At 63.2% G+C, this 18,671-nt stretch carries 18 protein-coding genes and 1 pseudogene; 18 read left to right on the top strand and 1 reads right to left on the bottom strand.

The window, feature by feature from the left end; all coding sequences use genetic code 11:
- Positions 1–3 precede the first annotated feature (3 nt).
- Together NKH06_RS19605 and NKH06_RS19600 are read left to right on the top strand one after the other, a co-directional pair.
- Complete coding sequence (locus tag NKH06_RS19605; RefSeq protein WP_023810158.1) at positions 4–351, top strand: RidA family protein; 348 nt, start codon at positions 4–6, stop codon at positions 349–351.
- 50 nt (positions 352–401) lie between these two features.
- Positions 402–1,190: a FadR/GntR family transcriptional regulator gene (locus NKH06_RS19600; RefSeq protein ID WP_032908872.1), complete on the top strand. Its 789-nt coding sequence runs from the start codon at positions 402–404 to the stop codon at positions 1,188–1,190.
- A 43-nt stretch (positions 1,191–1,233) separates the two neighbouring features.
- On the opposite strand, the gene NKH06_RS19595 is transcribed toward NKH06_RS19600, so the two are convergent.
- Positions 1,234–1,497 carry a hypothetical protein gene (locus tag NKH06_RS19595; RefSeq protein ID WP_128303176.1) on the bottom strand — a complete coding sequence of 88 codons (264 nt, stop codon included), beginning with the start codon at positions 1,495–1,497 and terminating at the stop codon, positions 1,234–1,236.
- On the opposite strand from NKH06_RS19595, the gene NKH06_RS19590 reads away from it, so the two are divergent.
- The 16 genes and pseudogenes from NKH06_RS19590 to NKH06_RS19515 all read left to right on the top strand — a co-directional run bounded on the left by NKH06_RS19590 (position 1,481) and on the right by NKH06_RS19515 (position 18,655).
- Positions 1,481–2,191 (top strand): SDR family oxidoreductase, encoded by a 711-nt coding sequence (locus NKH06_RS19590; protein ID WP_023810156.1) that lies wholly within the window; start codon positions 1,481–1,483, stop codon positions 2,189–2,191. The genes NKH06_RS19595 and NKH06_RS19590 overlap by 17 nt on opposite strands.
- 11 nt (positions 2,192–2,202) lie before the next feature.
- Positions 2,203–2,951: pseudogene (locus tag NKH06_RS19585) on the top strand (SDR family NAD(P)-dependent oxidoreductase).
- Between the two features lie 95 nt (positions 2,952–3,046).
- Entirely contained in the window at positions 3,047–3,997 is a 951-nt protein-coding gene (locus tag NKH06_RS19580) for a LysR substrate-binding domain-containing protein (protein WP_023810154.1), read from the top strand.
- An 86-nt stretch (positions 3,998–4,083) separates the two neighbouring features.
- Positions 4,084–5,118: an amino acid ABC transporter substrate-binding protein gene (locus tag NKH06_RS19575; RefSeq protein ID WP_023810153.1), complete on the top strand. Its 1,035-nt coding sequence runs from the start codon at positions 4,084–4,086 to the stop codon at positions 5,116–5,118.
- Positions 5,119–5,200: 82 nt separating this feature from the next.
- Positions 5,201–6,364 carry an ABC transporter permease subunit gene (locus tag NKH06_RS19570; protein WP_023810152.1) on the top strand — a complete coding sequence of 388 codons (1,164 nt, stop codon included), beginning with the start codon at positions 5,201–5,203 and terminating at the stop codon, positions 6,362–6,364.
- 3 nt (positions 6,365–6,367) lie between these two features.
- The gene (locus NKH06_RS19565) at positions 6,368–7,447 is read left to right on the top strand and encodes an amino acid ABC transporter permease (RefSeq protein WP_023810151.1); all 1,080 of its coding nucleotides are present in this window, start codon (positions 6,368–6,370) and stop codon (positions 7,445–7,447) included.
- A gap of 11 nt (positions 7,448–7,458) precedes the next feature.
- Positions 7,459–8,217, top strand: a complete 759-nt coding sequence (locus NKH06_RS19560; protein ID WP_352893716.1) for an amino acid ABC transporter ATP-binding protein — start codon at positions 7,459–7,461, stop codon at positions 8,215–8,217.
- Positions 8,218–8,249: 32 nt separating this feature from the next.
- On the top strand, positions 8,250–9,680 hold the full coding sequence (locus tag NKH06_RS19555) for an FAD-binding oxidoreductase (RefSeq protein WP_245273150.1): 1,431 nt from the start codon (positions 8,250–8,252) through the stop codon (positions 9,678–9,680).
- Positions 9,681–9,775: 95 nt separating this feature from the next.
- A complete protein-coding gene (locus NKH06_RS19550) occupies positions 9,776–11,446 on the top strand; it encodes a thiamine pyrophosphate-binding protein (RefSeq protein WP_023810148.1) in 1,671 nt (556 codons plus the stop codon).
- Entirely contained in the window at positions 11,443–13,536 is a 2,094-nt protein-coding gene (locus NKH06_RS19545; RefSeq protein WP_352893714.1) for a hydantoinase/oxoprolinase family protein, read from the top strand. Before NKH06_RS19550 ends, NKH06_RS19545 begins: the two co-directional genes overlap by 4 nt.
- Positions 13,533–15,152, top strand: coding sequence for a hydantoinase B/oxoprolinase family protein (locus NKH06_RS19540; protein WP_352440890.1), 1,620 nt, complete (start codon positions 13,533–13,535; stop codon positions 15,150–15,152). The genes NKH06_RS19545 and NKH06_RS19540 overlap by 4 nt, the downstream gene beginning before the upstream one ends.
- The gene (locus NKH06_RS19535; protein ID WP_352893712.1) at positions 15,149–16,351 is read left to right on the top strand and encodes a pyridoxal phosphate-dependent aminotransferase; all 1,203 of its coding nucleotides are present in this window, start codon (positions 15,149–15,151) and stop codon (positions 16,349–16,351) included. The genes NKH06_RS19540 and NKH06_RS19535 overlap by 4 nt, the downstream gene beginning before the upstream one ends.
- A 3-nt stretch (positions 16,352–16,354) precedes the next feature.
- A complete protein-coding gene (locus tag NKH06_RS19530) occupies positions 16,355–17,167 on the top strand; it encodes an NAD-dependent epimerase/dehydratase family protein (protein WP_352440892.1) in 813 nt (270 codons plus the stop codon).
- Between the two features lie 162 nt (positions 17,168–17,329).
- On the top strand, positions 17,330–17,554 hold the full coding sequence (locus NKH06_RS19525) for an alkylphosphonate utilization protein (RefSeq protein WP_352440893.1): 225 nt from the start codon (positions 17,330–17,332) through the stop codon (positions 17,552–17,554).
- A gap of 257 nt (positions 17,555–17,811) precedes the next feature.
- Positions 17,812–18,114 carry a DUF982 domain-containing protein gene (locus NKH06_RS19520; protein WP_023810142.1) on the top strand — a complete coding sequence of 101 codons (303 nt, stop codon included), beginning with the start codon at positions 17,812–17,814 and terminating at the stop codon, positions 18,112–18,114.
- Between the two features lie 451 nt (positions 18,115–18,565).
- Positions 18,566–18,655 carry a K(+)-transporting ATPase subunit F gene (locus tag NKH06_RS19515; protein ID WP_023810140.1) on the top strand — a complete coding sequence of 30 codons (90 nt, stop codon included), beginning with the start codon at positions 18,566–18,568 and terminating at the stop codon, positions 18,653–18,655.
- The last annotated feature ends 16 nt before the right edge of the window (positions 18,656–18,671 follow it).

Here is an 18,671-nt window from a genome sequence, read left to right as displayed (position 1 = left end):
CCAGTGAGCGACATCCAGCGCTTCGACTTCGATACCCGCATCCACCACGGCGTCATCCATAACGGCACGCTCTACCTCACCGGCCAGGTCGCGAGGCCCGGCCAGTCCGCGGCCGACCAGATGCGCGAGGTGCTCGGCAAGATCGATGCGCTGCTTGGCAAGGCGGGCACGGACAAGACCCGCATCCTTCATGTGCAGATGTGGCTGGACGACATCAGGGATTTCGACGAAGTCAACGCGGTGTGGGACGCCTGGATGCCCGGGGAGCACGCACCGGCGCGCTCATCGGGCGAAGGACGGATGGCGAAGCCCGGAATGCTGGTCGAACTGATCGTCACCGCGGCGGTTTGAATGGTCCTGCCGGTTCGGGCATCATCCCGAATCTGGCGAGAGGGAGACTGATGACGAAGCGCAAGCCGCTTTCCACCGTCGTGGCGGAGAGCCTGTCCGAGAAGATCCGTTCCGGACAGCTGCTGCCCGGCGCGCAATTGCCGACAGAGGCGGAGCTTTGCGCCGAGTACGATGTCAGCCGCACGGTGGTGCGGGAAGCTGTGGCGCGACTACGTTCCGAAGGCCTGGTGGTGCCGCAGCAGGGGCGCGGCATGTTCGTCAGCGAGACGCCGGCGCCGCGCAACTTCTCGATACCGGACGAAGCGCTCAGGACCTTGCCGGAAACCATTGCGCTGCTCGAGCTGAGGTTGAGCGTCGAGGTGGAGTCGGCGGGATTGTGCGCGGAACGGCGCACCGATGCGGAAGCCAGCGTGATCCGCACCTTGATGGAACAGGTCGACGCCCAGCAGGCCGATCCCGCCGTCGTCCAGATCCACTACGACTATGATTTCCACCTGGCGATCGCCAAGGCGGCACGAAATGAATTCATCCACGGTTTCCTAGGCTATCTCGGGCCGATGATCGTGCCGCGCTTCCAGCTCGGCTATCTGGTCACGCCCGAACTCAAGGACAGCTACTACGCGCGCATACACAGCGAACATAAGACGATCGTCGACGCCATCGAAAGGCAGGATGGCCGCGCCGCCCGCCAGGCCATGCGCAAGCACCTGCACAACAGCCTCGGGCGGGTGCGCGCCCTGGCCCGAGCCTCTGGCGTGGAGGCAATCGAAGCCGAGCAGAAGGCGGCGGCGGCCTCACTTTTCACCGACATGAAAAGGCCTGTCTCGACAGGCGGATGAGGCCTCGGCGAATTCGATCGCATCGGCGCGCCTGAGCCGAAAATTAGACATCCGTTGCGAAAGCCGTGTTTTTTGTTCCGTCACCGGCTGCGCGGGTTTCCCAAGGGTTGAAGGCGCCAGCTTGCCAGCGTTTCCCTGGGTTTTCGGCTGCTGCGGTTAAACCAACACCCCAAGGGATTTTGGAGGCGTTCGAAATTTTCGAAAGTTTATCTTTCCTTTTTGCTGGTTTTCTTGGTTTCGCGGCATCGGCCCGGGCCGCAAACTGAAAACAGACAATCAGGAAAGTCCACGTGACGACAGCCTTCATCACCGGTGCGACGAGCGGCATAGGGCGGGCCATAGCGATCGCGCTGAGCGACGCCGGCTACGACGTCTATGCGGTCGGGCGCAGCCAGGCCGCGCTCAAGGAGCTGCAGGCACAGCGGTCCGGCATCGTGCCGATTGCCGTCGACGTCACCGACCGCGAGGCCCTGGAAGCGGCCCTGGCGGATCTCACCATCGACGTGCTGATCAACAATGCCGGGGTCATGCCGCCGCTCGGCAACTTCGCCGATATGAAGATCGCTGACATCGACACCACGCTCGAGGTGAACCTCAGCGCGGCAATCCTGCTCACGCGCCTCGTCGTCCCGCAAATGCGCGAGCGGCAGTCCGGGCATGTATTGTTCACCGGCTCCACAGCGGGCCACGCGGCATACTCCAACGTTGCCGTCTATTCAGCGACCAAGGCGGCGATATCAGGCTTTGCAGCAGCGCTGCGCGCCGACCTCTCCCCATCAGGCGTACGCGTCACCGAGATCGTTGCCGGCCGTGTCGAGACGCAGCTCTACCAGGACATCCTCGACGCCAACGCGCGCGCAGCCATGTACGCCAGCAAAGTGGTGCAACCGGATGACGTGGCCAGGATGGTCGTCGCTGTGCTTGGGCTCCCCGCATGGGCCGACGTTACCCGTTTCGACATCATGCCGACTTGGCCAACCTCGCCAAGCGGTACCAAGTAAGGAAAACTGGGATGAAAGATCTTTCCGTTCTGATCGTTGGCGGTGGTGCCGGCCTCGGTGCCCTCTTAGCCGAGATGGCTGTCGAGGCCGGAGCGGCAAAGATCGGCATCATCGACATCAACCAGGAAGCCGCCGAGTCCGCGCTGGCGACCGCGAAGGCCAGCGGACTGCCTACCGCGACCGCCCTTTGCGACATCCAGGTAGGCCCAGAGTGCCACGCCGCATTCGAGGCGATCGTTTCGAAACTCGGGCGCGTCGACACGCTGATCAATTGCGCCGCGATCTACCCTCGCCGCCCGCTCCTCGAAATCACCGACGCCGACTGGGATGCCTCCAACGGCATCAACATCAAGGCACCTACCACATGATGGTGGCGGCGGTTCGCCACATGCAATCGCAGGAGCCGAAGAGCCACGTCCGCGGGCGGATCGTGAACCTGACCTCGGTCGACGCCTTCAAGGCGCATCCGCAGAACGCTCATTATGCGGCGACCAAGGCCGCCGTCGTCAGCCTTACCCGATCCTTTGCCCATCACGTGGCGAAGGACGGCATTCTGGTGAATTCGGTGGCGCCGGCCGGCATGGCGACGGAGAAGGCAAAAGCGCTCGGCTTCCTGGAGGAACTGGCCAAGGCGAGCCCGCTCGGCCGCGGTGCCGAGCCAAAGGAAATTGCCGAATGGGTGCTGATGACGGGCAGCCCCAAGAACACTTACATGACCGGTGAAAACGTAATTGTTTCAGGCGGTTACATATACGCCTGAGCCTCTTTCGCCGCAGGCGACTGAACTCTGGCAGTGCATGACCGAGGCAGTGCATGACCGACCGGCCACAAGCAGGGAAAGGAACGGGATTTTCGATGACCGGCAAGCTGCGCCTTCCCTCGCTGAATGCTCTGCGCGTGTTCCACGCGGTCGCGCAGCACAAGAGCTTTCGGCAGGCGGCGGATGAATTGCTGGTCACGCCGCAGGCCGTCGGACAGCAGATCAAGCTTCTGGAGGATACGCTCCAGGTAACGCTGTTCGAGCGTAAGGGCCGGTCGATCGAACTGACCGAGTCGGCCATTCTTCTGTCGCACTATGTCAAAGCCGGCTTCAACGAGTTTGCCGAAGGCGTTCGCCGCGTCACCAAGTCGAACTATCGGGACCGCATCAACCTGAATGCAAGCCCATACTTCGCCACGCACTATCTCCTGCCGCGGCTTTCGTTGTTCCGGGAAATCTTGCCGGGCGCGGATCTGCGCCTGACGACGATGGTCGACCTGCCCGATTTCGGGCGCGACGATATCGATATGACGGTCCAGTGGGGCTACGGCAACTGGTCCGACTATGAAACCACGTTGCTGGTGCCGGACCCGAAGATCATCTGCTGCACGCCGGCGATCGGCGAAAGGATCAAGTCGGCGCATGATCTGACACAGTTCACGTTGCTCGACACCGTCAAGTCGAAGCGTCTGTGGCCGGACATATTGCGCCACCTTGGCGTGGAACTGACGGATGGCGACCGCAGCATCAGCTTCGACGACGCCGCGACCATGCGCCGGGCGACCTTGCAAGGCATAGGTGTGGGCTTGGTTTCCGTCATCGACGCCGAGGAAGATTTCCGAGCGGGCACGCTGGTCGCGCCGATCGGCCGCGACGCCATTGCCGATATGAAGCCAGAGGAAGTCCCGGGCTTCTATCTTGTCGTCCCGCGCGGACATCTGCGTGTGAAGGCGGTCGCCGCACTTCACCGATGGCTGGCTCAGCAGGACTGGCGCGGCGACCTCACGATTTCCTCGTTACCGAAACCGGCCCCGCTTTCCGACTAGAAGCGGCTTCGAGACCGAGGCCTGAAAGACGCTTTTTAGGCCTCCAACAACAAGAAACCAAACAACCTCAACAGTGGAGACGGAACATGAAAATGATGAAATGGGGGGCTTCGGCCCTGGCCCTTGGCCTCGTGCATTTTGCGGCGCCGGCGGAAGCCGCCGGCGGCAAGACGCTCGAAACCGTCAAGGCACGCGGCATGCTGAACTGCACCGGCCATGACGGCTCCTATCTCGGCTTCGCCGAGGTGGACGACAAGGGCAACTGGAAGGGCATGGACATCGACCTCTGCAAGGCGGTAGCCGCGGCCGTGTTCGGCGACCCGGCGAAGCTGAAGGTCGTTCCGATCAGCTGGGCCCAGCGCTGGCCGGCCTTGCAGTCCGGCGATGTCGACATCATCATCAAGGCCTCGGGCGGCACGCTCAGCCGCGACACCGAACTTGGGCTGCAGTTCTCCATGTCCTACTATCTCGGGACCACCAAGGTGATGGCGCACAAGGAGCTGAACCTCAAGTCGCTCAAGGATGCCGCAGGCGGCACGATCTGCATTCCCGCCGGCACCTCGCAGGAACAGCAGGTCGCTGCCTATACGGCCAAGCTCGGCATCAAGCTCGAACCGGTGCTCATCGAGAAGACCGAGGAGCTCGAGCAGGCCTATTTCTCGGGACGCTGCGATCTTTATGCGCAGTGGGGTCCGACACTGGCCATTGCGCGCATCGCCAAGAGCAAGGTCGACGACCACGTCATTCTGCCCGACGTGCTCGCCGTCGAGCCTGAAGTCATGATCATGCGGCAAGGCGACGACAACTGGGTCGACATCGCCAACTGGACGCTGAGCACGCTGATCTTTGCCGAGCAGGAAGGTATTACCTCGAAGAACGTCGACGAGATAAAGGCCAAGCCGACCTCACCGCAGGTCGCCAAATTCCTCGGCGTCACGCCAGGCATGGGCAAAGGTCTCGGGCTCTCCGACGACTGGGCCTACAAGGTGATCAAGAACGTCGGCAACTACGGCGAAATCTTCGATCGCGATCTCGGCAAGGACTCGCCCTACAAGATGGATCGCGAACTGACCAATTTGTGGAACAATGGCGGTGTCCTGTTCCCGCTGGTTGTCGATTGATCCGTTCTGAACGCATCTCGCTCCAGGTCCCGCCCGGCTCCCACCGGGCGGGACCGCGCGGCAATTCGGGAAGGATTTCTGAATGGTCAGCCTGCTGAGAAATCAAAAAGTCCGCAACGCACTGTTGCAGGTCCTGTATGTCGGCTCGATCGCCGCGATGGTGCTTGCCGGCATTGCGATCGCCAGACAGAACCTGGCGGCGCAGGGGATCACCTCCGGATTCGACTTCCTGTTCAAGTCCACGGGCTGGGACCTGAACTTCTCGCTGCTGCCCGCCACGGCGAACGATCCTTATTGGTGGTACTTCCTCATCGGGATCATCAATACGCTGTTTCTGGGAACCGTCGGCCTGACGCTGGCGACGATCGTGGGAACGATCGTCGGCCTGGCGCGAACATCCTCGAACGAATTGGCCCGGCTGCTCGGCCGCACCTATGTGGACATCTTCCGAAACATCCCGCTGATCCTCCAGGTTTTTTTCTGGTATGCCGTCATCACCCATCTGCCGACGCCGCGCGCCGCGCATGAGGGATGGGGCTTTCTCCTCACCAGCCGGGGGCTTTACATTCCGTTCCCCAATGTCAGCAGCGCCGCGCTCGCTGCGGCGACATTGGCTGTGATTGCCGCCATCGCGCTGCCGATCTGGCTGGGCAGGACATCGCGCCTCAGCCTGCCGGTCGGCCAGCGTGGCGGCATCCAGCTTGCCTGCGCGGCGGCGGCACTTGCCTGCGCGGCCGTCGTTCTGGTGGCCGGCCGCCTGGCCGACTTGCCGCTGCTCGATTTCCCGGCGCTGCAAGGTCTCAATCTGAGAGGCGGCCTGCGCATTCCGCCGGAATTTGCGACACTGGCCATCGCGATCGCCATCTATGGCGGCTCCTACATCGCCGAGATCGTGCGCGGCGGGTTCAAGGCTGTCGGCAAGGGCCAGGTCGAGGCGGCTCTTTCCCTGGGCCTCGGCCCGTGGCGGGTCTTCATGCTGGTGCGGCTGCCGCTGGCACTACGCGCCATGCTGCCAATCCTCGCCAACCAGTATGTCTGGCTGATGAAGGCGACCACAATGGGCATCGCGGTGGGCTTCACGGATTTCTTCATGATCGTGGCGCTGACGATCAACCATTCCGGCCAGACAATCGAAGCGATCGGCATCCTGATGGCTGGCTTCCTCGCCATCAACCTCAGCCTCGCCGCCATCTTCAACCGCATCAACAAAGCAATCGCCCTCAAGGGCAACCAGTTGAGGGGGTGAGGGATGGAAATGGTCGTTGTCGCCCCTCCTGCCCTTGGAAAGATCGAGGATCTGAGGCGGCGCTTCTTTGCGACACCCCTGCAGGCATTGCTGTCGCTGGCTTCCCTGGCGATCATGGTCTTCCTGGTCTGGAAGCTCCTGAATTGGGCGGTTTTCTCGGCCGTCTTCACGACGAGCGGCGGACCCGAAGCCTGTCAGGCGGCGGCGGGAGCCTGCTGGTCGGTCATTGCCGCGCGATGGCGCATCATCCTGTTCGGCCTCTATCCCTATGACGAGCAGTGGCGGTCGGCCCTGGCTTGCCTGACCGTCGTGGTCATGACGGTGCTAAGTTGCATTCCGGCCTTCTGGACGGGTCGCCGCATCGCACTCGTATGGGGAGCCGGAACGGCGCTTTTCTACGTGCTGATGAAGGGCGGCGTGCTTGGTCTGCCCTATGTCGGCGAGGAGGCCTGGGGCGGACTGGCGCTGACCCTGTTCATCTTCGTGACCACCTGCCTGATCGGCTTCCCGCTGGCAATCTGCCTGGCGCTGCTGCGCCGCTCCGGCCTGCCATGGATTTCCCGCACCACCGGCCTCATCATCGACGGGGTGCGTTCATTGCCTCTGATCTCGATCCTGTTCACCTTCGCCATCGTGCTGCCGTTCGCACTGCCGCAATGGCTGGTGGGCGACAAGCTGTACCGGGTGATCCTGGGCTCGGCCCTGTTTTTTTCCGCCTACCAGGCGGAGATCGTCAGAGGTGGGATGCAGGGCGTTCCCAGTGGGCAAGAAGAGGCAGCCAAGGCGCTTGGCATGCGCTACTGGCAGCGCGTCGGCCGCATTCTTCTACCGCAGGCCATGCGCAATGCACTGCCGGCGACGATCAACCAGTTCGTGATCTCGTTCAAGGAAACCTCGCTGGTGATCATCGTCGGCTTCTTCGAGATCCTGGCCTCCGGCAATGCCGCCTACGGCACCGGCGAGTGGCGCTTCGCCTATGTCGAGGTCTATGCCTTCATCGCCTTCATCTACTTCATCTTCGTGTTCAGCCTGTCCCGCTATGGCGCTTTTCTCGAGCGCCGTATGTCGGTCGGCGAACGATAGGGGGCGTTTACGTGATTTCAGGAAACCGATCCAGCGGCCCCGCGGTGCTGATCGAAAATCTCGACAAATATTACGGGACATTCCAGGCGCTGCGAAAGGTGAGCTTGTCCGTGGATCGCGGCGAGAGGATCGTCGTCTGCGGCCCGTCCGGCTCCGGCAAGTCCACCATGATCCGCTGCATCAACCGTCTGGAGCAGCACAATGGCGGCCGGATCACCGTGCTCGGCACCGAGCTCAACGACGATGTCGGCAACATCGACGGGATCAGGCGGGAAGTCGGCATGGTGTTCCAGCACTTCAACCTGTTTCCACACATGACGGTGCTGGAGAACTGCATGCTCGCGCCCATGATCGTGCGCAAGGTGCCGCGCGCGGATGCCGAGGCGACCGCCCGGCGCTATCTGGAGAAGGTACGCATTCCTGAACAGGCGATGAAGTATCCCGGTCAGTTGTCCGGCGGCCAGCAACAGCGGGTCGCGATAGCGCGTGCCCTTTGCATGCAGCCCGAGATCATGCTGTTCGATGAGCCGACCTCTGCGCTCGACCCGGAAATGATCGCGGAAGTGCTCGACGTCATAGTCACGCTCGCCTCCGAAGGCATGACAATGATCTGCGTCACGCATGAGATGGGTTTTGCGCGCCGGATTGCCGACCGGGTAATTTTCATGGATGGAGGCGAGATCGTCGAACAGGCGCCTCCCGATGAATTCTTCACCTTTTCCCGCAACGAGCGCACGCGGCAGTTCCTGTCGCAAGTGCTTGGTCACTGATCGATGCAACGATCCCGCGTCAGGCCGCAGCCATGTCCGTGACTGATCCCGTCACCGTCTTGCGCGAGATGCTCGGACCGAAAGGCTGGCTTTCGGGCAGCGATGCCAGGCCCTATCAGCGCGATTCGCTCGATCGCTACGGCGTCGCGGCTCTGGGCGTAGCCAGGCCTGCGGACACCTCCGAAGTGGCCAGTGTCGTAAAGGCATGCCATGCGGCCGGACTGGCGGTCGTGCCGCAAGGCGGCAACACCGGGCTTTGCGGCGGCGCCGTCGCCGATCGGCCGGATGCGGTGATCGTTTCGCTTTCGCGCATGACGGCGATCGGCAAACCGGACTTGGACAGCGGCTCGATCCTCATCGAGGCGGGGGCCGTGCTTGCCGCGCTGCACGAGGCGCTGGAACCGCACGGCCTGATGTTTCCGATGCATCTCGGCGCGGAAGGCAGCGCCAGGATCGGCGGCCTGGTCGGCACCAATGCCGGCGGCAGCCAGGCATTCCGGTATGGCATGATGCAAGACCTCGTGCTTGGCCTGGAGGTCGTGACCCCTGACGGGGCGATATGGAACGGGCTGCGCGCGGTGCAGAAGGACAATGCCGGCTACCAGTTGCGCAAGCTCTATTGCGGCGCGGAAGGAACGCTTGGCATCGTGACGCGGGCGATCCTGCGGCTCTACCCGATGCCGCAGCGGCAGGCGAGCGCGCTTGTCGTCATGCCCGATTTCGCTGCCGCGGTTTCGTTCGGCACCTTTCTGCGGGGCGAGGCGGGGGAATTCCTGACCGGCCTCGAGTTCTTCTCCGACATCGGGCTGGGACTGGCCCTCAAACACCTGCCCGACCTAGCCTACCAGTTGGAGGCACGCGGCGAGGTCTATGTGCTGGTCGAACTGGCATCGGCCGTCCCCCGCGTTCCACTCGACGAGATACTGGCTTCGGCGCTGGAGTGGGGGATGGAGCAAGGCCTGGTGCTGGACGGAGCATTGGCGGCGACGGGCGCGCATCGCGCACAATTCTGGCGGCTGCGAGAGGAGCAGCCGGAAGGACAGAGGCTGGAAGGCGAGCAGCTGAAGCACGACATCTCGGTGCCTCCGGGCGCTATCGCCCGTTTCGTCGAGGCCGGCGCAGAGATCTGCGACGACATTCTTCCCGGCGTGCGGATAAACCCGTTCGGGCATCTCGGCGACGGCAACATCCACTACAATCTGTCGCCGCCGGAAGGCCGCGCCGATTTTGACGGCAAGGCCGGGCGGTTCGCCGAGGCGCTATCGTCGCTCGCCACGGAAATGGGCGGCAGTTTCGCGGCCGAGCATGGACTTGGCCGCGCCAAGGTCGCCATGGCCGACCGAAACCGCAGTCCGTTGGAGCGCGAACTCATGGCGCGGCTCAAGGATGCATTCGATCCACGGGGAACGATGAATCCGGGCGTGCTGGTGCACGCTGCTCGGCAAAGAAAAACTTTCGAATAGACGGCATTTCTTGATTTCGCCCCGAACCGCCTGCGTGCACCTATGAACCGAAGGCAGGCTCGATCGACCTGCCGCCAAAGTGAGGATGTCGAAGCATGATCCGCAATGGCGGCCGCCTTCTCGTCGAGTGCCTGATCGGGCTTGGCGCGACCAGGAGCTTCGGCGTGCCCGGAGAAAGTTATCTGGCCGTCCTGGACGCGCTGCACGACACGCAGGGAAAGCTGGACTACACGCTTTGCCGCAATGAAGGCGGCGCGGCGTTCATGGCCTCGGCCTACGGCAAGCTTACCGGCTCGCCAGGCATCTGTTTCGTGACGCGCGGCCCAGGCGCCACCAACGCCAGCATCGGCGTTCACACGGCCATGCAGGACAGTTCGCCGATGATCCTGTTCGTCGGCCAGGTCGGCACCGACATGAAGGGCCGCGAAGCCTTTCAGGAAATCGACTACCGGGCGGTGTTCGGCACGGTCGCCAAATGGGCGGTCGAGATCGACGATGTCGCGCGCCTGCCCGAGATTGTGGCGCGGGCATGGACGACCGCATTGACCGGACGACCTGGTCCCGTCGTGGTCGCGCTGCCCGAGGACATGCTGACCACCATGACCGAAGCGGCTCCGCTCAGCGCACCGGTGGCCATTTTCGAGCCGGCGCCGGCGCCGGAAGCGATCGCTTCGGCCTTCAGGCTGCTGGCCAAGGCCGAGAGGCCGGTCCTGCTCATGGGCGGCGCCAACTGGACCGTGGACGGACGCGCGGCGCTACAGGCTTTCGCAGAGGTTTCCGACATCCCTGTCGTGGCGGCCTTTCGCTATCAGGACCAGTTCGACAACCATTCGCCGGTCTTTGTCGGCGAGGCCGGCGTCGGCATGGTGGCGCATGTCAAAGCCCTGCTCCGCGACGCCGACGTGATCCTGGCCGTCAATGTGCGTTTCGGCGAGATGACCACGGACGGCTATACGCTGCTGTCCGTGCCGTTGCCGCGCCAGAAACTGATCCATGCCCATGGCTCCGATCGCGAGATCGGCAAGATCTATGTGCCGGCCATCGGTATCCATGCCGGGCCGAACGCTTTCGCCCGGGCGTTGACGCCCGTCAAAGGCGGCTGGGCGGACTGGCGCGCGACGGCCCGCAAAGCCTATGAAGGGACATTCGGCGCGCCCGTCCAGCCCGGCCCGGTGGACATGGTGGAGGTCAGCGCCTGGCTGCGCGAAAACCTGCCTCCCGACGTCATTCTCACCAACGGCGCCGGCAATTTCACCGTCTGGCCGAACAAGTTCTTCAAGTTCGGGCCGGACGCACGGCTGCTCGCCCCGCAGTCTGGCGCCATGGGCTACGGCCTGCCGGCGGCAATTGCCGCCAAGGTTGCGTTTCCAGAACGCACGGTCGTCTGCTTTGCCGGCGACGGCGACTTCCAGATGAATTGCCAGGAACTCGGAACCGCCATGCAGGCTGGCGCGCAGCCGATCGTGCTGATCCTCAACAACGGCATCTACGGCACGATCCGCGCCCATCAGGAGCGCCACTATCCGGCGCGCGTTTCGGGCACGTCGCTCGAAAACCCTGATTTCGTGACACTGGCAAAGGCCTATGGCTTCCATGCCGAGCGGATCGAGGCGACGCGCGATTTCGCGGCGGCGTTCGATCGGGCGCTCGGATCCGTGACGGGAGCGGTCCTCGACATCGCCATATCTCCCGAAGCGCTGACGCCCCGACAGACCCTTTCCCAGATGCGTGACGCCGCGCTCGCTTCCCAGAAGGCCAAGGCATGACCTCCAAAGACGACATCCGTCTCGGCGCGGACATCGGCGGCACGTTCACCGACGTCGCGCTCGACCTCAGGGGAACGATCTTCTCCACCAAGGTGTTGACCAATTATGCGGCGCCCGAGCAGGCGATCCTGGACGGCATTGCCGTCGTCACGCGCGATGCCGGTATCGCGCTTGCCGAGATCGGCATCATCATCCACGGCACGACGCTGGCGACGAATGCGCTCATCGAACGCCGTGGCGCCAGGACCGCGCTGGTCACCACCGAAGGGTTCCGCGATGTCATCGAGATGCGTACGGAAAACCGCTTCGAGCAGTATGACCTCGACCTGCAGCTGCCGGCGCCGCTAATCCCGCGCGAGCACCGTTTCACGGTAAAGGGCCGGATCGGCGCGGAAGGCCAGGAGCTTCAGCCGCTCGACGAAGCCGCCCTGGAAGGCATTGCCGACCGGATCGGGGCCGGCGGCTTCGGCTCCGTGGCGATCGGCTTCATCCACGCCTACACCAACCCTGATCATGAGCGCCGGGCACGCGCTATCCTGTCCCGCAAGCTTACCATCCCGATTTCGATCAGCGCCGAAGTCTCGCCGCAGATGCGCGAGTTCGAACGCTTCAACACGGTCTGCGCCAACGCCTATGTGCGGCCGCAGATGGCGGACTATCTCGCGCGTTTCCAGACCCGCTTGAAGGAGATGGGCGCCGAGTGCCCGGTCTTCATGATCCATTCGGGCGGCGGTCTGATCTCGGTGGAGACGGCCTCGGAATTTCCCGTGCGCCTCGTCGAGTCCGGCCCGGCCGGCGGCGCCATCTTCGCCGCCGACATCGCCAGGCGATTCGGCCTGGAAAAGGTCGTCTCCTATGACATGGGCGGCACCACTGCAAAGATCTGCCTGATCGAGGATTATGCGCCACGCACCGCCAGAACCTTCGAAGTGGCGCGTACCTATCGCTTCTGCAAAGGTTCCGGCATGCCGATCTCCATTCCCGTGATCGAGATGATCGAGATCGGCGCCGGCGGCGGCTCGATCGCCTGGGTCGACGCCATGGGCCGCATCCAGACCGGTCCCGAAAGTGCCGGATCGGAACCTGGCCCGGCCTGCTACGGCCGCGGCGGCAGGCGCCCGGCCATCACAGATGCCGACCTGGTGCTCGGCAAGCTCGATCCCGACAATTTCGCCGGCGGCGCCATCAGGCTGGACACGTCCGCATCCGAACAGGCGATCCTGCGCGATGTCGGCGAACGCCTGTCGCTCGATGCCATGGCGACGGCCTTCGGCATCTGCGAGGTGGTGGACGAGAACATGGCCAATGCCGCCCGCGTCCATGCCGTCGAAAACGGCAAAAACATTTCCGACAACGTGATGATCGCCTTCGGTGGCGCGGCCCCGCTTCACGCCGCGAGGCTTTGCGAGAAACTCGGTATCGACCAGTGCATCGTCCCCAAGGGCGCGGGCGTCGGATCGGCGATCGGCTTCCTCAAGGCTCCGTTCGGCTACGAAGCCCTGGCATCCCGGCTGACGCGGCTGTCGCAGTTCAAGCCGGCCGAGGCCAATGCTTTGCTCGACGACCTCAAAGTGTCAGCCGAAAGCTTCGTGCGGGCAGGGGCCAACGGTACGATCACATGCGAAATCACCGCCTTCATGCGCTACGCCGGCCAGGGCTGGGAAATCCCCGTGCCGCTGCCGGACAAGCCGTTCGGCAACGATGCCGCAACCACGCTCGAGGATTTGTTCCAGGCGAATTACCAACGCTTCTTCGGCCGCGCCATCGAAGGACTTGGCGGCCTGGAAATCGAGATCGTCACCTGGTCCGTGAAGGCGACGGATGTCCGGCCTGCTGTCGCCAGGCACGAGCTGATCACCGGCAAGCGGACCACTCAGCCGGCAACAAGCCGCGCGGTGTTCGATCCGGCCAGCGGTGCGCCACGGACCTATGGCATCGTCGAACGGGAGGGGCTGTGCACCGGCTATCGGGTGGCGGGCCCGGTCATCATCGTCGAACGCGAGACGTCCACCGTCGTCACCACGAGCTTCGACGCCGTCATCCAGAGCGACGGCGCAATCCTTCTGATCCGCAAAGGCAGCCAGGCATGAGCGACATCAGTGAAATCCGCATGCAGGTTATGTGGAACCGGTTGATCTCGGTGGTCGAGGAGCAGGCCCTCACCTTGCTGCGCACGGCTTTCTCGACATCGGTGCGCGAATCCGGCGACCTGTCGGCGGGCGTGTTCGATCCCCGCGGCCAGATGCTGGCACAGGCGGTGACGGGAACGCCCGGCCATGTCAACACCATGGCCGAGGCGGTGCTGCATTTCATGAATGAAATCCCGCGCGAAACCATGTTCGAGGGCGACACCTACGTCACCAATGACCCCTGGTTGGGCACGGGCCACCTGCACGACATCACCATGGTGTCGCCGTCGTTCCTGAACGGCGAATTGGTTGCGTTCTTCGCCTGCACTGCGCATGTGGTCGATGTCGGTGGGCGCGGCTTCGGCGCTGACGGCAAGTCGGTCTACGAGGAAGGTATCCAGATCCCGATCATGAAGTTCGCGGAGAAGGGCAAGGTCAATTTCGATCTCGTCAGGATCCTGCGCGCCAACGTCCGCGAGCCGAACCAGGTCGTCGGCGATTTCTATTCGCTCGCCGCCTGCAACGAAGTCGGCCACCGACGCCTCGTCGACATGATGAAGGAGATCGGCCTGGCATCGCTGGACGGGCTTGGCGAGTTCATCTTCTCGCGCACCCGCGACGCCATGGTCGAACGCATCAAGGCGATGCCCAAAGGCAGCTGGTCGAACGCGCTGGTGACCGACGGCTACGACAAGCCGGTGAAGCTCGCGGCGACCGTCACGGTTCGGGACGCCGGCGTCGAGGTCGATTTCACCGGTACCGACCCGATGAGCCGATGGGGCATCAACTGCCCGATCATCTACAGCAAGGCCTATGCCTGCTACGCGTTGAAATGCGTGGTGGCGCCCGATATTCCTAACAATGCCGCGTCGCTCGCCTTCTTCACCGTGTCGTCTCCGGTCAACATCCTGAACGCCGTGCGGCCGGCGCCGGTGGCGCTCAGGCACATCTTCGGCCACATGGTTCCCGATCTGGTGCTCGGCGCGATCGCCAAGGCGATGCCCGGCAAGATTCTTGCCGAGGGCGCCGGCGCACTGTGGAACATCCATATCTCGGTTCGGCCGGTCTCCGGCGGTTCGGGCCGCCGCGCCGAGGTGCTGATGTTCAATTCCGGCGGCATGGGCGCGCGCCCCGGCCTCGACGGATTGTCGGCGACGGCCTTCCCCTCCGGCGTCCATACGATGCCGATCGAGGCAACGGAGCACACCGGCCCGATCGTCATCTGGCGCAAGGAGCTGCGGCCCGATTCCGGCGGCGACGGCGAGTTCCGCGGCGGGCTCGGGCAGGTTATCGAAATCGAGGCGATCGAGGGCCATGAATTCGACTTTTCGGCCATGTTCGACCGCGTCAATCATCCCGCCCACGGGCGCAACGGCGGCGGGCCTGGAGTGGCCGGCGTGGTCAGGCTGGACGATGGCACGCAGATGCGACCCAAAGGTTGGCAGCATGTTCCGGCCGGCCGTCGGCTGATCCTCCAATTGCCGGGCGGCGGCGGCTATGGCGATCCGTCCAAGCGCAGCACCGAGGCGCGGGCGAACGACCGCTCCAAGGAATACATTTCGGAGAACGGCAAATGAGCTACATTGCCTCGCGCCTGTCTGCGGTGAAGCCTTCGGCGTCCATGGCTGCTTCGCAAGCAGCCAAGGCCCTGCGCGCCAAGGGCGTCGACGTGATCGATCTTGGCTTGGGCGAGCCGGATTTCCCGACACCGAGCCACATCATCGAAGCGGCGCATTTCGCCGCGAAGGCCGGCCAGACGCTATACACGGGTGCCGCCGGCACGGCCGAGGTGCGCGAAGCCGTGGCCGGCAAGTTCCGCCGCGAAAACGGACTGGACTACACGGCGGACGACGTCGTCGTGGCCAATGGCGCCAAGCAGATCATCTTCAACGCGCTGATGGCGACGCTGGAGTCTGGTGACGAAGCGATCCTGCCGGCGCCCTACTTCGTCTCCTATCCCGAGATGGTGAAGCTGCTCGGCGGCACGCCTGTCGTTATCGAGTGCCCGGAAACTTCGGGCTTCCGGCTGACGCCGGAGCTGCTCGAAAAAGCCATCACGCCAAGGACGAAATGGCTGTTCCTCAACATGCCCGGCAACCCCTCCGGCGCCATATATTCGCAATCGGACCTGCGGGCACTCGGAGCGGTTTTGGCAAGGCATCCGCAGGTGCTGGTGCTTTCCGACGAGATTTACGAGCACATCCTGTTCGACGGACGCGACTTCGTCTCCTTCGGCAAGGCTTGCCCGGAACTCAGGGACCGCACCCTGATCGTCAACGGCGTCTCCAAATCCTATGCGATGACCGGGTGGCGTGTCGGCTATGCCGCCGGGCCGGCGCCGCTCACCAGGGCGATGGCGATCATCCAGAGCCAGTCCTGCACGTCCGTCTGCTCGATCGCGCAAGCGGCGACGGTGGCCGCGCTCAACGGCCCCCAGGACGAGGTGGCACGCTTTCGGCAGGCGTTCGAGGCGCGCCGCGATCTCGTCGTCGACGGCATCAGGCGAATCAACGGTCTTACGCTTTCGCCACCGGAAGGCGCCTTCTATGCCTATATCGGCTGCGCCAGCCTGATCGGCCGCAGGACCCCAAAAGGCGTCGTGCTCGATGACGACACGGCAGTGGCGAATTATCTCCTGAACGAAGGGCGCGTGGCCTCGGTGCCGGGCGCCGCCTATGGACTTTCACCCTATTTCCGCATCTCGACCGCGACCGGCGAAGAGGTGCTGACCGAAGCGATCGCGCGCATCAACGCCGCCGTCGCGCAAGTGGAGTAGATCATGCCGCATTACGAACGCATCCTGATCACCGGCGCAGCCGGCCGCCTCGGTTCGGAACTGCGAAAGGGGCTGGTGCCGCTGGCAAAAACGATCCGCCTGGCAGGCCGCGAACCGTTCGGCGATCTTGCTCTACACGAGGAAGAAGCGGTCTTCGACCTCGCTGATATGGAGGCGACGATTGCCGCCACCAAGGATTGCGACGCGATCGTGCATTTCGGCGGCGCACCACTCGAATGCGAATGGCAAACCATCCTGGACTCCAGCATCCGCGGCTCCTATCACATCTACGAGGGCGCCCGGAAACACGGCGTGAAACGAGTCATCTATGCCTCCTCCGTACATGCCGTCGGCTATCACGAGGTCGAGGCGCATATCGGCGTCGACGTGCCGGTCCGTCCCGACAGCCTCTATGGCGTGTCGAAGAACTTCGTCGAGAGCCTGAGCCGGCTTTACTGGGACAAGTTCGGCATCGAGACGGCGTGCCTGCGCATCTTTTCATCCTTCCCCGAACCGGCGGACCGTCGCATGCTGTGGTCATACCTCTCCTTCGCCGACTGTGTGCGTCTGGTCGAGGCAGCTCTCACCGCGCCGCGCGTCGGCCATACGATCTCCTTCGGCCTTTCCGACAACAAGGTGAAAACGGTCGACAACAGCGGCGCCAACCATCTGGGGTTTTCTCCGCAGGATAGTGCCGAGCCGTTCCGCGCAGCGGTCGAGGCGAAGACGCAGATTCCGGATCCCAAGGCGCCATCGGTGAAGTATCTGGGCGGGTGGTTCTGCGAGCTTGGCCATCCGGACGACAAGCGGGCGTAGCTATCGAAATACCATCCGCTAGATGGCGCAGACCGGAAGCCGAGATGCGGCAGGCGATGGATTCACGCATGGTGGCGGAGATCGAGCAGGTTGTCGGCGGTCGTCATCGGTTTTGGGATTCTCACCTGATCTGGTAGTGGGATCCAAATCACAGGAGATGGCATGCCGAACGATGTAATCGTGCGCGACAGCAATGGCTCTCAATTGAATGACGGCGATTCCGTCACGCTGATCAAAGACCTCAAAGTCAAAGGCACTTCGGAGACGATCAAGCGCGGCACGTTGGTGAAGGCCATCCGGCTGAACGGCAATCCCGGCGAGATCGAATGCAACACCAAGCAAGTGAAAGGCCTGGTGCTCAAGACCGAGTTCGTGAAGAAGGCGTAAGCCTCAAGGCGGCAAGCGATCTCGATGGTTCCTTCGGGATTTTGGAAAGCCTGCCGTCGCCAAGCGGGCTGCGGAGCCGTTGAGCGTCCGGCACCCGACAGTTGCGCTGTAAAATTGATGATTTCGCCGACCAGGCACAAAAAACCGCCAAGACCTAAGTCTGGAACCTCCTGCCGCTCCGCGCGTTTCACGGCGTCCCGTTCGCGGACCCGCCCGGATATCTCTCCAAGCGCGCGAAAAAACCAGGAGCCCGCTTCATGCACGACAAGCTGTTTCATTCACCGGTCGCACTGTCGGTCGGCCTCGGCTTCAAGCGCGAGATTGCCTCGCTGGCCGAAATGCACGATTTCCTCACCAATTGGACCACCTCCCGCCGCGGCCCGCTCTACCGAAATGCGGTGAAGGCATGTGATCTGGCCGTTCCAGGTTATGTGAGCGTCGAGCAGGCGCGCCGGGCGTTGCTCGAATTCGCGCAAGCCGCGGGCATCCTGTGGCCGGACCTCGAGCCGGTGGCGGGCGTGCACGCCGTTGCGCGTGGTTATGGCGGCTACGCCGCCTGAAGATTGATGTTCCCCGTGGCGGCTGAAGCCACACCACCATAGAAAGCCCGGCTGGCCCCCAGCCGGGCTTTCCCGTTTCCGGCAGCTCGCAAGGAAATCGCAATCCTGTGGTTGGCCGTGTGCCTTGGGCGAAAATCCCTGGGTGGAGTGTTGGGAAGAGCCCGCGCAAAAATCTTTATGACATTCCTATTTCTTTCCACTGCGCCCTGTCTCGAACCTTTATGGCGATCGGGTCCATATTCCTTTCAGAAACACAACCGGTTCCGTCGCCAAAGATGCGACGGGCCACTTCCGATATATTGCGAACTCTCCTGTCAAATTCGCAAAGTGCAAAAGAACAAAAGGAATAAACACAATGGATATAGCTGTTATCGGGATCGGAATTTTGTTCTTCGCCTTTTGTTTCGCCTACATCAAAGCTTGTGACGCGCTCTAGAGCGAGGCTGAAAAAATGATCATCGACTATATTCTCGGTGGCGGCGTTACGCTGTTCCTGCTCGCCTATCTGACATACGCCCTCGTTCGTCCAGAACGCTTCTGAAGGCACGGAAAGCCCA

The organism is Mesorhizobium sp. M1342 (genome assembly GCF_040317955.1).
Classification (GTDB): domain Bacteria; phylum Pseudomonadota; class Alphaproteobacteria; order Rhizobiales; family Rhizobiaceae; genus Mesorhizobium.
The sequence above is the reverse complement of the archived record's forward strand: the minus strand, read 5'-3'. Positions and strand labels throughout refer to the sequence as shown.